The 15,875-nt window shown below is 62.9% G+C and carries 13 protein-coding genes; 12 read left to right on the top strand and 1 reads right to left on the bottom strand.

All coding sequences use genetic code 11. The features are described from left to right. Positions 1 to 30: 30 nt before the first annotated feature. The 4 genes from FN060_RS05600 (at position 31) to xylA (ending at position 5,556) form a co-directional block, all read left to right on the top strand. Entirely contained in the window at positions 31 to 1,608 is a 1,578-nt protein-coding gene (locus FN060_RS05600) for a DHA2 family efflux MFS transporter permease subunit (protein WP_142587240.1), read from the top strand. 109 nt (positions 1,609 to 1,717) lie between these two features. Then, complete coding sequence (locus FN060_RS05595; RefSeq protein WP_142587239.1) at positions 1,718 to 2,743, top strand: LacI family DNA-binding transcriptional regulator; 1,026 nt, start codon at positions 1,718 to 1,720, stop codon at positions 2,741 to 2,743. Positions 2,744 to 2,763: 20 nt separating this feature from the next. After that, the gene (xylB, locus tag FN060_RS05590; RefSeq protein ID WP_142587238.1) at positions 2,764 to 4,218 is read left to right on the top strand and encodes a xylulokinase; all 1,455 of its coding nucleotides are present in this window, start codon (positions 2,764 to 2,766) and stop codon (positions 4,216 to 4,218) included. 27 nt (positions 4,219 to 4,245) lie between these two features. Beyond that, positions 4,246 to 5,556, top strand: a complete 1,311-nt coding sequence (gene xylA, locus FN060_RS05585; RefSeq protein ID WP_142587237.1) for a xylose isomerase — start codon at positions 4,246 to 4,248, stop codon at positions 5,554 to 5,556. 40 nt (positions 5,557 to 5,596) lie between these two features. Here xylA and FN060_RS05580 read toward each other — a convergent pair whose 3' ends face one another. Beyond that, positions 5,597 to 6,469, bottom strand: a complete 873-nt coding sequence (locus FN060_RS05580; RefSeq protein ID WP_142587236.1) for an aldo/keto reductase family oxidoreductase — start codon at positions 6,467 to 6,469, stop codon at positions 5,597 to 5,599. A gap of 109 nt (positions 6,470 to 6,578) precedes the next feature. Here FN060_RS05580 and FN060_RS05575 point away from each other — a divergent pair, with 109 nt between their 5' ends. The 8 genes from FN060_RS05575 to FN060_RS05540 all read left to right on the top strand — a co-directional run bounded on the left by FN060_RS05575 (position 6,579) and on the right by FN060_RS05540 (position 15,875). Then, positions 6,579 to 7,487, top strand: coding sequence for a LysR family transcriptional regulator (locus tag FN060_RS05575; protein ID WP_142587235.1), 909 nt, complete (start codon positions 6,579 to 6,581; stop codon positions 7,485 to 7,487). A gap of 186 nt (positions 7,488 to 7,673) precedes the next feature. Further along, entirely contained in the window at positions 7,674 to 9,197 is a 1,524-nt protein-coding gene (locus tag FN060_RS05570; RefSeq protein WP_142587234.1) for a sugar ABC transporter ATP-binding protein, read from the top strand. 4 nt (positions 9,198 to 9,201) lie between these two features. Continuing rightward, entirely contained in the window at positions 9,202 to 10,203 is a 1,002-nt protein-coding gene (locus tag FN060_RS05565; protein ID WP_142587233.1) for an ABC transporter permease, read from the top strand. A 64-nt stretch (positions 10,204 to 10,267) separates the two neighbouring features. Then, positions 10,268 to 11,233 (top strand): substrate-binding domain-containing protein, encoded by a 966-nt coding sequence (locus FN060_RS05560; RefSeq protein WP_142587232.1) that lies wholly within the window; start codon positions 10,268 to 10,270, stop codon positions 11,231 to 11,233. Between the two features lie 80 nt (positions 11,234 to 11,313). Then, on the top strand, positions 11,314 to 12,366 hold the full coding sequence (locus tag FN060_RS05555; RefSeq protein WP_142587231.1) for a sugar phosphate isomerase/epimerase family protein: 1,053 nt from the start codon (positions 11,314 to 11,316) through the stop codon (positions 12,364 to 12,366). Positions 12,367 to 12,379: 13 nt separating this feature from the next. Beyond that, entirely contained in the window at positions 12,380 to 13,552 is a 1,173-nt protein-coding gene (locus FN060_RS05550; protein ID WP_142587230.1) for a Gfo/Idh/MocA family protein, read from the top strand. 153 nt (positions 13,553 to 13,705) lie between these two features. Further along, positions 13,706 to 15,085 carry a GH1 family beta-glucosidase gene (locus FN060_RS05545; RefSeq protein ID WP_142587229.1) on the top strand — a complete coding sequence of 460 codons (1,380 nt, stop codon included), beginning with the start codon at positions 13,706 to 13,708 and terminating at the stop codon, positions 15,083 to 15,085. A 46-nt stretch (positions 15,086 to 15,131) separates the two neighbouring features. Next, on the top strand, positions 15,132 to 15,875 hold the full coding sequence (locus FN060_RS05540) for an EAL domain-containing protein (protein ID WP_142588379.1): 744 nt from the start codon (positions 15,132 to 15,134) through the stop codon (positions 15,873 to 15,875).

Here is a 15,875-nt window from a genome sequence, read left to right as displayed (position 1 = left end):
ACCACTCGAGCCTCTTCAAGGAGAACGGCCATGGCAACAGCGGCCGCAACGGCGGGTGCCATTCCTGCCGATCAGCCCATGGACAAGCGCAAGCTCATCGCCTTCTTTGCGATGGTCTTCGGCATGTTCATGTCGATCCTCGACATCCAGATCGTCTCCGCGTCACTCGCCGAGATCCAGGCCGGGCTCGGGGCGGGCTCCGATGAAGTCGCATGGGTGCAGACCTCGTATCTGATCGCCGAGGTCATCATGATCCCGCTGTCGGGAACGCTCGCCCGCATCCTGTCGACGCGGGTCCTGTTCAGCATCTGCGCCGCCGGCTTCACGATCGCCAGCGGCCTGTGCGCGACTGCAACCAGCATCGACCAGATGATCGTCTACCGCGCGATCCAGGGGTTCATCGGCGGTGGCATGATCCCGTCGGTCTTTGCGGCGGCGTTCACCATCTTCCCGCCATCGAAGCGCGCGATCGTCTCGCCGATCATCGGTCTGGTCGCGACGCTGGCACCAACCATCGGCCCGACGGTCGGCGGCTATCTCAGCCATGCCTTCTCCTGGCACTGGCTCTTCCTTGTCAACATCATCCCGGGCATTCTGGTGACGGCCGTTGCCTGGAGCATGATCGATTTCGACCAGCCGCAGAAAAGCCTGTGGAAGAAGTTCGACTGGTGGGGTCTGCTTTCGATGGCCTTGTTCCTGGGTTCGCTCGAGTACGTGCTCGAAGAGGGCAACAACAAGGACTGGTTCAACGACGAGCATATCCTCGCCGGTACACTGGTGATGGTTGCCGGGGCGGTCGTCTTCTTCTGGCGCGCCTTCAGGGTGGATTTTCCCGTGGTCGACCTGAAGGCCTTCGCCAATCGCAACTTCGCCTTCGGCTCGCTGTTCTCCTTCGTCATGGGGATCGGGCTCTACGGGCTGACCTATCTCTATCCTCTCTATCTCGGCCGCATCCGGGGCTATGACTCGCTGATGATCGGCGAGACGATGTTCGTTTCCGGGCTCGCCATGTTCCTCACCGCGCCGGTTGCCGGCATGCTCTCCAACCGCCTCGACCCGCGGGTGATGATGGCGATCGGCTTCTTCGGCTTTGCGCTCGGCACCTACATGATGACCGGGCTGACGGGCGACTGGGACTTCTACGAACTGCTGATCCCGCAGATCCTGCGTGGCTGCTCGATGATGCTGTGCATGGTGCCGATCAACAACATTGCCCTGGGAACACTTCCGCCCGCACGCATCGGCAACGCCTCGGGCCTCTTCAACCTGACCCGCAATCTCGGTGGCGCAGTCGGCCTCGCCATCATCAATACCATGCTCACCCAGCGTTCAGACGAGCACTACGCGCGGCTTTCGGAACATCTGAGCTATTCCAATCCTGCGGCGATCGACTGGCTCGGCAGCGTCGGGGCAAACTATGACAGCTTCGGGCTCGATGGTGCCGCCGTCGCGCTGCAGAAGCTGTCCGGCATGGTGACGCAGCAATCCTGGCTGTTGTCGTTCATCGACGTGTTCACCGCGTTGACAGCGCTCTTCGCAAGCCTGATCCTGCTGGTCATGCTGATCGCCAAGCCTTCCGGCCAGGCGGGTGGTGGCGCCGGCCACTAGCGGCATCCTGCAGGTCGACGGTCCGCCCAGATTGTCGCACGCCGCAACTCTGGAACATTTCTGATTTACGTACCTCAAGAATTACGCTACCACGATGGCGGGAGGACGTATGAAGCCGACGGTCCATGACATTGCGCGCATCGCGGGCGTCAGCCTTGCCACGGTCGATCGTGTCCTGAACGGCCGGCCGGGGGTACGCGGCGTCACGCGCGAGAAGGTGGAGAAGGCGATCGCGTCGCTCGGCTATGTTCGTGATCTCGCCGCGGCCAACCTCGCCAAGGGCAGGACATATCGCTTCACCTTCATCCTGCCGTCGAACGACAATTCTTTCATGATCGGCCTGGGGCGGGAGGTTGAGGCGGCCATGCAGCGTTCGCCGGTGGAGCGCACGCGCATCGACATCGTCCGGGTTCCCGCGTTCGATGCCCCGGCGCTTGTTGCGGCGCTTGAGGCGGTCGGTTCCGCACCGCCCGACGGCGTGGCTCTGGTCGCCATCGACGAGCCGGGCGTGCGGGCGGCGGTGGAGAAGCTTGCGGAGGCCGGTATCGCAGTCGTAACGGTGGTTTCCGACCTCAGCGGCTCCGCCCGCCATCATTATGCGGGCATCGACAACATCGCGGCAGGACGCACCGCGGCCAATCTCATGGGGCGCTTCCTCAGCAAGGTGGATGGCCATGTCGGCGTGCTCGCCGGGTCGATGATGGTCCGCGACCACCGCGAGCGGCTCGAAGGCTTCCTTTCTGTCCTGTCGGAGGATTTTCCGCAGGTCGCGATCCTCCCCGTCATGGAGGCGCGCGACGATGCAGCCGCTGCAGAGGCGCTGGTGCGGGGGGCGCTTCGCCGTCACGTGGGGCTGAACGGAATATACAGCCTGGGTGCCGGCAATCGTGGCCTCATCCGCGCGCTTCGCGAGGTGGCGCCGGAGAAGCGGCCGGCGGTGATCGCCCATGAGCTCACCCACTCGACCCGCGAGGCGCTTCTCGACGGCACCATCGACGCGGTTCTCAACCAGGATGCAGGCCATGAGGTGCGCAGCGCCATTCGCGTGCTGAAGGCGAAGGCCGACGGCTTGCCGGTGCTCGCCGCCCAGGAGCGGATCCGCATAGATATTTTCCTCAAGGACAACCTGCCCTGAGGCGGAAGGAAGGAAACGGCATGTATCTCGGTCTCGATCTCGGAACGTCAGGCGTCAAGGCGATGCTGATCGACGGCGATCAGCGCATCATCGGTTCGGCCAGCGGAGCGCTCGACGTTTCGCGTCCGCACCCGGGCTGGTCGGAGCAGGATCCGGCACACTGGATACGCGCGACGGAAGAGGCGGTTGCCGGCTTGAAGGCGAAGTTCCCGAAGGAGCTTGCGGCGGTGAAGGGCATCGGGCTTTCCGGCCAGATGCATGGGGCAACCCTGCTTGACGTAGACAACAAGGTTCTGCGGCCCTGCATCCTCTGGAACGATACGCGCTCCTACGAGGAGGCCGCGAAACTCGATGCCGATCCGCGCTTCCGCAGCGTTACGGGCAACATCGTCTTCCCGGGTTTCACGGCGCCCAAGCTCGTCTGGGTGAAGAACAACGAGCGTGAGATATTCGCGAAGGTTGCGAAGGTGCTGCTGCCGAAGGACTATCTCCGCCTGTGGCTGACGGGCGAGCATATCTCCGAGATGTCGGATTCTGCCGGCACTTCCTGGCTCGACACCGGTGCGCGGAAATGGTCGGCTGAACTGCTTGCTGCGACGGATCTCTCCGAAGATCACATGCCTTCGCTGGTCGAGGGAACGGAGCAGGGGGGGACCCTGCGCGGCGAACTCGCCTCGCAGTGGGGCATGAGTGATGGCGTCGTCGTAGCCGGCGGGGCAGGGGACAATGCAGCATCCGCCTGCGGCATGGGCACCGTTGCGGAAGGTCAAGCCTTCGTGTCGCTCGGCACCTCCGGCGTGCTCTTCGCCGCCAACGGCTCCTACCTGCCGAAGCCGGAAAGTGCGGTGCATGCCTTCTGCCACGCGCTGCCGAACACCTGGCACCAGATGGGCGTCATCCTTTCTGCTACCGATGCACTGAACTGGCATTCGCATGTCACGGGCAAGAGTGCTGCCGAACTCACTTCGGAGCTTGGCGAGACGCTGAAGGCGCCAACGGGCGTCACCTTCCTGCCCTACCTCTCCGGCGAACGCACGCCGCACAACGACGCGCAGATCCGCGGCGCCTTCATCGGCCTCGGTCACGAATCGGAGCGTGCCGTGTTGACGCAGGCGGTGATCGAAGGCGTGACCTTCGCCATTCGCGACAACCTTGAGGCGCTGAAATCCGCCGGTACCTCGATCTCCCGCGTGACCGCCATCGGCGGCGGCTCGCGCTCGCGCTACTGGCTCGCCTCGATCGCAACCTCGCTTGGCGTTGCCGTGGATATTCCGGCGGACGGGGACTTCGGCGCCGCCTTCGGCGCGGCCCGGCTTGGCCTTATCGCTGCAACGGGCGCCGACCCCATCGCGGTCTTCCAGCCGCCCAGGACGGCTGAGACGGTCGATCCCGTCTCGTCGCTCACGCAGGCCTACGAGGCTGCCTACGCACGTTACCGCGCCGCCTATCCGGCGATCCGCTCCCTCACGCACTAAGACAGATCAGGCTCCCAGGAGGAACACATGAGCACAGGCTTTTTTGGAGACATCCAGAAGATCAAGTATGAAGGCCCCGACAGCACCAACCCGCTGGCCTTCCGCCACTACAATCCGGACGAGATCGTCGCCGGCAAGCGGATGGAGGACCATCTGCGGTTTGCCGTCGCCTACTGGCACACCTTCACATGGCCGGGCGGGGATCCCTTCGGCGGCCAGACCTTCCAGCGCCCCTGGTTCGAGGACACCATGCAGGCGGCGAAGATGAAGGCGGATGTCGCCTTCGAATTCTACCAGCTGCTCGGCGCCCCCTTCTACTGCTTCCACGATGCGGATGTGCGTCCGGAAGGCAATTCCTTTGCCGAGAACACGAATAACCTCAACGAGATCGTCGACTATTTCGAGAAGAAGCAGGCCGAGACGGGCGTGAAGCTCCTCTGGGGGACGGCGAACCTCTTCTCGCATCGTCGTTTCATGGGCGGCGCCTCGACCAATCCGGATCCGGATGTCTTCGCCTTCTCTGCGGCGACAGTGAAGACATGCCTGGACGCAACCAAGCGCCTCGGCGGCGTGAACTATGTCCTTTGGGGTGGCCGCGAAGGTTACGAAACCTTGCTCAACACCGACCTTTCGCGCGAGCTCGACCAGATGGGCCGCTTCCTCAACCTCGTGGTCGAGTACAAATACAAGATCGGCTTCGGGGGCACGATCCTGATCGAGCCAAAGCCGCAGGAGCCGACCAAGCACCAATACGACTACGACGTCGCGACCGTTTACGCCTTCCTGCAGAAGCATGGGCTGGAGAAGGAAGTGAAGGTCAACATCGAGCAGGGCCACGCCATCCTCGCCGGCCATTCCTTCGAGCACGAGATTGCCATGGCGAACGCCTTCGGCATTTTCGGCTCGATCGACATGAACCGCAACGACTACCAGTCGGGCTGGGACACCGACCAGTTCCCCAACAACGTGCCGGAAATGGCGCTCGCCTATTATCACATCCTGCAGGGGGGTGGCTTCCGCAACGGCGGCACCAACTTCGACGCCAAGCTGCGCCGCCAGTCGCTCGATCCGCAGGATCTGCTCATCGGCCATATCGGCGGCATGGATTGCTGCGCCCGTGGCCTGAAGGCGGCAGCCAGAATGATCGAAGACGGCGCGCTGTCGAAGCCGCTTGAGGAGCGCTACGCCGGCTGGGACAGCCCCGAGGCGCAGAAGATGCTGCGCGGCGAATACAAGCTCGACGACATCGCAGCGATGGTGGAGCGGGAAAACATCAATCCGGAGCCACGTTCCGGCCGCCAGGAATATCTGGAGAACGTCGTCAACCGCTACGTTTAAGCCTAGAAGGGGGCCGCAAAAGCGGCCCCACCCTAATTGTTCAGACGGCTGCGGCGATGCGGTCTAGTTCCGCCACGACCTCCTGTGACAGCTGGAGTTCGGCGGCCGCAAGGTTCTCCTGCAGGTGCGCGACCGACGACGTGCCCGGGATCAGCAGGATGTTTGGCGCGCGCTGCAGAAGCCAGGCGAGCGCCACCTGCATGGGAGTTGCCCCAAGTCGGGCCGCGACCTCATTGAGGGTCGCAGACTGCAGTGGGGAAAAGCCACCGAGCGGGAAGAACGGCACGTAGGCGATGCCTTCGTCAGCCAACATATCGATCATGGCATCATCCGTCCGGTTGGCGATGTTGTACATGTTCTGCACGCAGACGATGTCGCAGATCTTGCGGCTGTCGGTTACCTGCTTGGCAGTCACGTTGGAAAGCCCGATGTGGCGGATGAGGCCCTGCTGCTGGAGCTCGGCCAGCACAGTGACCTGTTCCTCTATCGAGCCTTCTGCGGGTCCATAGATATCGAGCATAGAACGGAAGTTCACGACGTCGATGACCTCCAGGCCCAGGTTGCGCAGGTTGTCATGAACGGCCGATCTGAGTTCCTCTCGTGACATTGCCGGAAGCCATTCCGCATTCGGCCCACGCCTGGCGGACACTTTCGTGACAATGGTCAGCCCGTCCGGATAGGGATGAAGGGCCTCGCGGATGATCTGGTTGGTAATGTGCGGGCCGTAGAAATCGCTGGTGTCGATGTGGTCGACGCCTGCTTCGATGGCGGTGCGAAGCACGTCAATCGCTTGAGCGCGATTCTTGGGAGGTCCGAAGACGCCCGGACCTGCAAGTTGCATGGCGCCGTAGCCTAGTCGCTTCACCGTGCGGTCGCCCAGTTGGAAGGTGCCCGCGCTTGAAATGTTGGCCATGATCTTTCTCCTTGAAGTGAGGCTGTGAATGACTGCGCCATGAGATACGCGCTGTTGCGCCTGACGATAATCCGATACAGTCAGAACGGGCTGTGCGGAGGAGCGAACAATGGCCGTGGATTTTGGAGATCTTTCTGCCTTCGTGACGGTGGCAAGGGCGAGAGGGTTTCGTGAAGGTGCCCGATTGAGCGGGACCAGTCCGTCAGGCTTGAGCGAGGCGGTGAGGCGGCTCGAGACTGAACTCGGCGTTCGGCTTCTCAACCGGACGACCCGCAGTGTCGTTCCGACCGAAGCCGGGCAGAGCCTGCTCGAGCGCCTCGCGCCAGCGCTGAGCGAAATGGAAGCTGCACTCGATGCCGTGAACGGCTTCCGCGACCGGCCGGTCGGTACGTTGCGGCTGAACGTCCCCGTCAGTGCGGCGAGGCTTGTGTTGCCCAGAATCGTGCCGGCCTTTCTTGCAGCCTACCCGGACATCCGGCTCGAGGTGATGACGGATGAGAGTTTCGTCGATGTGCTGGCGGCCGGTTGCGATGCCGGCATCCGCTACGGCGAGCGCCTGGAGCAGGACATGATCGCGGTGCCCATCGGCCCGCGGACGCAGACCTATGCCTTTGCTGCCGCTCCGGCCTATCTTGAACGGCGTGGCCGGCCACAGCATCCTCGCGACCTGCTCAACCATTCCTGTCTTCGCCACCGCTTCCCGAGTGGCAACATGCCAAACTGGGAGTTCGAGCGGGACGGGGAATTGGTGGTCGTCGAACCCAAGGGTCCGCTCATCGTCCAGGCAGGAGGTGCCGTCGATCTTGCCGTTGACGCCGCAGTAGCCGGTATTGGTATCGTCGGGCTTTTCGAGGAGTGGTTGCGCCCGCAACTGGAGAGCGGAGCGCTGGAGCCGGTGCTTCAGCCTTGGTGGCAGGAATTTCCGGGGCCGTTCCTCTATTATCCGGGCCGGCGCCTGGTGCCAGCGCCGCTTCGCGCCTTCGTTGACTTCGTAAAGTCCCGCCCCTCCACGCTCTGACGTATCCGTCATCTGCTGTTGACGAGAGCATTCTGCACGCAAAGCTGCTTTACGTACCTCAAAATCTTGGCTAGCCTGAAATCGGGAGGAAGTTCAGGTGCATCTAGTCATATCAGTATCTGCTGGCGCTGGTCGCGCGGGCGCAATCGCCATGACCTCCGGGCTGCGAGCTGCGGGTGATGGCCAATGACACCTCAACCCTCTTCCGACCGCCTGCCGATCCTGGAAGCGCGAAGCCTTTCCAAGAGCTTCGGGCCTGTCGAGGTTCTGCGCGACGTCAGCCTCACGGTACTGCCGGGTGAGGTACATGCCATTATCGGAGAGAATGGCGCCGGCAAGTCGACATTGATGAAGATCCTCGCCGGCAACCACCAGCCGACGCGAGGCGATATCCTCATCGACGGGCAGCTGATACACCTGACCGGTCCGGTCGATGCGGAAAAACGTGGCATCGTGCTGGTGCACCAGGAAATCCTGCTGGCGCCAGATCTTACGGTTGCCCAGAACATCTATCTCGGCCGTGAGCTGCCGAAGGGCCTGACACTCGATGACCGCGCAATGAACGAGGGTGCTGCCAAAGGCCTTCGGGAGCTTGGCGCCGACATCGACCCGAAGGCCATCGTCGGCACCCTGTCGATCGCCCAGCGCCAGCTGGTCCAGATCGCCCGTGTGCTGCTCGTCCCGCACCGGATCGTCATCTTCGATGAGCCCACCGCGTCGCTGACGCCGTTCGAGACGGAAGCGCTGCTGAAGGTCATCAAGGACATTCGCGCCAAGGGGGTTGGCGTACTCTACATCTCGCACCGCCTGCCGGAGGTGAAGGAGATCGCCGATCGCGTGACAGTGCTTCGCGATGGCCGGCTCGTCGGCACCCACCTGGCATCCGAGCTCGAGCCTGCCGATATGGCGCGGCTGATGGTGGGGCGCGACGTCGCCAAGCTCTATCCCGACCGCCAGTCGGGGGCCGCGCGTGAAACGGTGCTCGAGGTCGAGAACTTCGACGTGCCAGGCTATGCGAAGAACGCCAGCTTCCAGCTGCGCAAGGGAGAGATCCTGGGCTTTGCAGGTCTTGTCGGCGCCGGGCGCACGGAACTGATGGAAGGCCTCGTCGGCGTCAGGCGCGCGAGCGGAACCGTTCGCCACAACGGCCAGGCGGTTCATTTCCGGGATGCCAGCCAGAGCATGAAGGCAGGCATCGTCTACCTGTCGGAGGATCGCAAGGGCAAGGGCCTCTTGCTGCTGAAGGACCTCGCCACCAACCTGACGCTTGCCTCCATCCGTCGCTTCGTGCGCGCTCTCCAGATCGACCGGAAGAGGGAGGCCGAGGCGCTTGATGGGGCAATCCGCGAATTCGATATCCGCACCGGCCGCAAGGATCTGCTCGCAGGCCAGCTCTCGGGCGGCAACCAGCAGAAGCTGCTGATCGCGAAGATGATGATGCTCGATCCGTCAATCGTCATTATCGACGAGCCGACGCGCGGTATCGACATCGGCACGAAACAGCAAATCTACAAGTTCATCGCCCGGCTGGCGGAAGAGGGAAGATCGATCATCGTCGTCTCCTCCGAAATGCCGGAGCTGATCGGCATCTGCGACCGCATCCTCGTCATGCGGTCAGGGCAGATCGTCGGCGAAGTCACGGGGGAACACATGAACGAGAATGAAATCGTGGTGCTCGCCACGGGCGTGAAGACCGGGGAGGCTGCCTGAAGCCATGACGACTGCCGCAACTGAAACGGCCAAGCCGAAGACCTCGCGCGACTGGGATCTGCGCGCCGTGGCGCCCTTCGTCGCGCTGGCCCTGCTGCTCGTGCTCGGGGCGCTGGCAAACGATAACTTCATCTCGGTCGCCAACCTGTCCAACGTTATCACCCGCAGCGCCTTCATCGCGATCATCGCCCTTGGCGCAACCTATGTGATCTCGTCGGGCGGTCTCGATCTTTCCGTCGGCGCCATGGTGGCTTTCGTCGCCAGCCTGATGATCATGTTCCTGAATTCGGGCGCAATCGCCGATCCCTTGCTGCTGCTCATCGCGGGAATGGCACTCGCCGTGGCGATCGGTGCCGCCTGCGGCCTGTTCAACGGCCTCATTACCACGGTCGGCCAGATCGAGCCCTTCATTGCGACGCTCGGCACGATGGGCATTTATCGCGGCCTGACCACCTGGCTCAGCCAGGGCGGGGCGATCACGCTGCGTGACCGCGAGCTTCAATCGCTCTACCGGCCGGTCTATTTCGGCGAGGTGCTGGGCGTCCCCGTGCCGATCATCGTCATCTTCCTGACCGCTGCGATTGCCGCGTTCGTGCTCTACCGCACGCGCTACGGTCGCCACCTGATCGCCGTCGGTTCGAACGAAGACGTGGCTCGCTATTCCGGCATCTCCGTCAAGCGCGTGCGCACCATTGCCTATGTCGTTCAAGGACTTTGCGTCGCGATCGCGGTGCTGCTCTACGTGCCGCGCCTTGGTTCGACATCGGCCACCACCGGCATCCTCTGGGAGTTGCAGGCGATCACGGCCGTCGTCGTCGGCGGCACCGCCTTGCGGGGCGGTGTCGGGCGTATCTGGGGCACGCTCTGCGGCGCTTTCATTCTTGAGATCGTCGGCAACATCATGCTGCTTTCGAACTTCGTCAGCGAATACCTCATCGGCGCCATCCAGGGCGCGATCATCATCATCGCCATGCTCGTGCAGCGCTCGCTGTCACGGCGGTCGTGAGAACCGGTCGGGCTCATGGGTCGCGCCCGGCCGAAATCAAAGACCCAAACTTGGGAGAGAGAACATGCGTAGAAGAACTTTCGGCATCGCCGTCGCGGCCCTTGCAGCGTCGGTTGCCATTGGTCCAAGCCTCGGCTGGGCGCAGGAGGAGAAGAAGGCAACCATCGGCGTGTCTATTCCGGCAGCCGATCACGGCTGGACCGCGGGCGTCGTATACCATGCCGAGCGCGTGGCAAAGCTCTTGATGGAAGAGCATCCGGGCCTCAACGTCATCGTCAAGACGTCGCCTGATCCGGCAAGCCAGGCAAATGCCGTGCAGGACCTCGCGGTCCAGGGCATTGACGCGCTGGTCATCCTGCCGACGGATCCGGATCCGCTCGTCAACGCTATCCAGCAGGTCAAGGATTCCGGCACCTTCGTCGCGCTCGTAGACCGCGCGCCTTCGAATAACGACAACTCGGTGCGCGACCTCTATGTCGCGGGCAACAACCCGGCGCTCGGGGAAGTGGCCGGCAAGTACATCGCCGAGACGACGCCGGACGCAGAAGTCGTCGTCATCCGGGGCCTGCCGATCCCGATCGACCAGCAGCGCCAGGACGGCTTCGACAAGGGCATCGAAGGGTCCAACGTCAAGGTGCTGGAGCGCCAGTACGGCAACTGGAATCGCGACGACGCCTTTCGCGTGATGCAGGACTACCTGACCAAGTACCCGAAGATCGACGTGGTCTGGGCGCAGGACGACGACATGGTCGTCGGTATCCTTGAAGCGATCGAGCAGTCCGGCCGCACCGACATCCAGTATGTCGTCGGTGGTGCCGGCTCCAAGGACATGGTCAAGCGCGTCATGGATGGCGACAAGATGGTGCCGGTCGACGTGCTCTATCCGCCGGCGATGATCGCAACCGCGATGCAGCTTACCGCCGACGGCCTGTTCGACCAGGTTCCGGTGAACGGCGAATACATCCTCGATGCGACGCTCGTCACCAAGGACAATGCGGAGCAGTTCTACTTCCCGGATTCGCCGTTCTGATCAACCAGCGGCGCGCGCCTTCCATGGCGCGCGCCTTTTTCATGTCCGCCACACCGAGAGATCATCGAAGGAGCAAGCTCATGAAGACCATCAAGGGACCGGCCATTTTCCTCGGCCAGTTCGCTGGCGACGAGGCGCCGTTCAACTCCTGGGACGCGATCACCAAGTGGGCGGCCGAAAAGGGTTATGTCGGCGTGCAGGTGCCGACCTGGGCCGCCCAGCTCATTGATCTGAAGAAGGCGGCTGAATCCAAGGATTACTGCGACGAATTCGCGGGCGTTGCCCGCCAGAACGGCATCGAGGTGACGGAACTTTCCACCCACCTGCAGGGCCAACTGGTTGCTGTCCACCCGGCCTATGATGAGGCCTTCGATGGCTTTGCCGCTCCGGAAGTCCGCGGCAATCCGAAGGCGCGGCAGGAATGGGCGGTTGAGCAGGTGAAGATGGCGCTGTCGGCGTCGAAGAACCTCGGCATCAAGGCGCACGCAACCTTTTCCGGCGCGCTCGCCTGGCCCTTCATCTACCCTTGGCCGCAGCGCCCTGCCGGCCTCATCGAAACCGCCTTCGAAGAGCTTGCCCGCCGCTGGACGCCGATCCTCGACCATGCCGACTCCTGCGGCGTCGATGTCTGCTACGAGATCCATCCGGGCGAGGACCTGCATGATGGCGTCACTTTCGAGATGTTCCTCGAGCGGGTGAAGAACCACCCACGCGCCAACATGCTCTATGACCCGTCGCACTACGTGCTGCAGTGCCTGGACTACCTGGACAACATCGACATCTACAAGGACCGGATCAAGATGTTCCACGTCAAGGATGCCGAGTTCAATCCGACCGGCCGGCAGGGTGTCTATGGCGGTTACCAGGGCTGGGTACAGCGTGCTGGCCGCTTCCGTTCGCTCGGTGACGGCCAGGTGGATTTCGGCGCTGTCTTCTCCAAGCTCACGGCCAACGACTTCGACGGCTGGGCGGTCGTGGAATGGGAATGCGCGTTGAAGAATTCCGAAGACGGTGCGCGCGAGGGTGCGGAGTTCGTCAAGGCGCACATCATCCGGGTAACGGAGAAGGCATTCGACGACTTTGCCGCCGGCGGCACGGACGAAGCCGCAAACCGCCGGATGCTGGGGCTGTAAGGGAGAGAAGACGATGGCGATTGAAGGCAAGGACGAACAGGCACGTGAGCCGCGCATCCGGCTCGGCATGGTGGGCGGGGGGACAGGTGCCTTCATCGGCGCCGTCCATCGCATGGCGGCACGGCTGGACGACCAGTTCGACCTGGTTGCGGGTGCGCTCTCCTCCACACCGGAAAAGGCGATGCAGTCCGGGCGCGACCTCGGGCTCGATCCGGCGCGCACCTATGGCTCCTACAAGGAAATGGCGATCCGCGAGGCGCGGCTGAAGAACGGTATCGAGGCCGTGTCCATCGTGACGCCGAACCATGTGCACTACGAAGCCGCCAAGGAATTCCTGCGCCGCGGCATTCATGTCATCTGCGACAAGCCGCTGACATCGAACCTCGCAGACGCAAAGAAGCTGAAGAAGGTGGCGGATGAGAGCGACGCGCTGTTCATCCTGACGCACAACTACACCGGCTATCCGATGGTGCGCCAGGCGCGCGAAATGGTACAGAACGGCGACCTCGGCGCGCTCCGCGTCGTGCAGGTGGAGTATCCGCAGGACTGGCTGACGGAAGCGGTCGAACAGACGGGTGCCAAGCAGGCGGTCTGGCGCACCGACCCCGCCCAGTCGGGCGCCGGCGGCTCCACCGGCGACATCGGCACGCATGCCTATAACCTTGCCTGCTTCGTCACCGGCCTCACGCTCGAGAGCCTCGCAGCCGATCTCGACAGCTTCGTCGAGGGCCGGCGGCTGGATGACAACGCCCATGTCATGCTGCGTTTTCAGGGCGGCGCCAAGGGCATGCTCTGGTGCAGCCAGGTCGCGCCGGGCAACGAGAACGTGCTTAGGCTGCGTGTCTACGGTGAAAAGGGCGGGCTCGAATGGAGCCAGGAGAACCCGAACTACCTCTGGTTCACCCCGTTCGGCGAACAGAAGCGGCTGATCACCCGCAACGGCGCCGGGGCAGGGTCTGCGGCCGGTCGTGTATCCCGAATTCCATCCGGGCATCCGGAGGGCTATCTCGAAGCCTTCGCAACCATCTACACGGAAGCTGCCCGGGCCATCAATGCAGCCAAGAAGGGCGCAAAGCTCGACAAGGACGTCGTCTATCCGACCGTCGACGACGGCGTGAAGGGTGTCGCCTTCGTCGAGGCCTGCGTCGCTTCGTCGAAGAAGAACGGCGCCTGGGTAAAGGTGTAGGAATGACGGCGGGGGCGCCGTGACGTCCCCCGCTGCCGCCAGGGTGGGTGGATTGCCCTTTTCTGCAACGTTGCAGTTTTGTCTGTACAATGGCGCCCTCGTTCATTAAGCCGCCGCCGACAGTCTCCTTTCCGTTGAATTGGCGAGCCTTCCATGACCGATCCCAAGACCCTTGCAGCCCGTTTCCCCGGCGATTTCACATTCGGTGTTGCCACCGCCTCCTTTCAGATCGAAGGAGCAACGAAGGAGGACGGCCGCAAGCCTTCGATCTGGGACGCCTTCTCCAACATGCCCGGTCGCGTCTATGGCCGTCACAACGGCGATGTCGCTTGCGACCATTATCATCGGCTGGACGAGGATCTCGACCTGATCAAGGCGATGGGCGTCTCGGCCTATCGCTTCTCCATCGCCTGGCCGCGGATCATTCCCGAAGGGGTCGGCCGGGTGAACGAGGAGGGGCTCGATTTCTACGACCGGCTGGTCGATGGCTGCAAGGCACGCGGCATCAAGACCTTCGCGACGCTCTACCACTGGGACCTGCCGCTTGCCTTGATGGGCGATGGAGGCTGGACGGCCCGCTCCACTGCCTATGCATTCCAGCGCTATGCCAAGGTCGTGATGTCTAGGCTCGGCGACCGGCTGGATGCCGTCGCGACGTTGAATGAGCCCTGGTGCTCCGTCTGGCTCAGCCATCTGTACGGCGAACACGCGCCGGGCGAGCGCAACATGGAAGCAGCCCTTTACGCCATGCACTACACCAACCTCGCCCACGGCCTTGGCGTCGAAGCCATTCGCGAGGTCACCCCGAACGTGCCCGTCGGGCTGGTGCTCAACGCGCATTCCGTCATTGCCGGTTCCGAAAGCACCGAGGACAAGGCCGCCTCCGAGCGCGCCTTCGATTTCCATAACGGCGCCTTCTTCGGACCGGTGTTCAAGGGCGAGTATCCGCCGGCACTTCTCGAGGCGCTGGGCGATCGGATGCCAAAGATCGAGGAGGGTGATCTCGCCACGATCAGCGGCAAGCTCGATTGGTGGGGCCTCAACTACTACACCCCAATGCGGGTGGCCGATGATGCGGCGCGAAGCGGCGACTTCCCCTGGACGAAGGACGCGCCGCCGAAGAGCGATCAGAAGACGGACATCGGTTGGGAAATCTATGCGCCCGCCCTGAAGCTGCTCGTCGAAGACCTCTGCCGCCGCTACGACCTTCCCGAAATGTACATCACGGAAAACGGCGCGGCCTACAACATGGGCGTTGGCGCAGATGGAGAGGTGGATGACCAGCCACGGCTCGACTACTACGCCGACCACCTCTCGGTCTGCGCGGATCTCATCGGTGACGGCTTTCCCCTCCGCGGTTACTTCGCCTGGAGCCTGATGGACAACTTCGAATGGGCAAAGGGCTATCAGATGCGCTTCGGCCTCGTCCATGTCGATTACGATACGCAGATCCGGACCATCAAGAAGAGCGGCAAGTGGTATAGCGCGCTTGCATCCGAGTTTCCCAAGGGCAACCACAGGATGGAATCTTAACCTCTCTCATCTCTACTGGCGGCCTTCTCGAACGGAGGCTTTGGTGATGAGTTGTGCGGGCTGCAGGGACGGAGAAGGGTTCGAGCTTCCTTTCTCGATGGCGTTCCAGCCGATCGTGGATGTATCGAGGGGCAACGTCTTCGCCTACGAAGCCCTCGTTCGAGGGGTCAATGGAGAAGGTGCCGGTAGCATTCTTTCTGCCGTCAACGAGGCCAACCGCTATGCCTTCGACCAGAGCTGCCGCCAGAAGGCTATCGAGCTTGCCTCCCGTCTCAGGAGCGACCGGGATGCCAGCCTCTCCATCAACTTCATGCCCAACGCCGTCTACGAGCCGCGCGCCTGCATACGCGTCACGCTTGCCACCGCCTCGCGCGTGTCCTTTCCGCTGAACCGGATCATCTTCGAGTTCACGGAAAGCGAGCAGGTCGATACCAATCATCTTCTCAACATCCTGCGGACCTACAAGGGCATGGGCTTCAGGACCGCGATCGACGACTTTGGCGCCGGTCATTCGGGACTCAATTTGCTGGCCAAACTCCAGCCCGATATCGTCAAGCTCGACATGGACCTGATCCGCGGCATCGATCTCGACCGCGCAAAGCGCGTCGTCGTGCAGCACACGTTGGCGATGCTTGCAGATCTTGGCGTTACGGCGGTGTGCGAGGGTATCGAGACCCCGGCAGAGATGGCGGTGCTCCGTGACCTGGGGGTAACGCTGATGCAGGGTTATCTCTTCGGTCGCCCCGCCTTCGAATCCTTCTCGCCACCGATGCTCGACCTCGCAGCCTGA

This window comes from Pseudorhizobium halotolerans (genome assembly GCF_902153235.2).
Lineage (GTDB): Bacteria > Pseudomonadota > Alphaproteobacteria > Rhizobiales > Rhizobiaceae > Neorhizobium > Neorhizobium flavum.
This window is presented reverse-complemented; position numbering and strand designations above follow the sequence as displayed.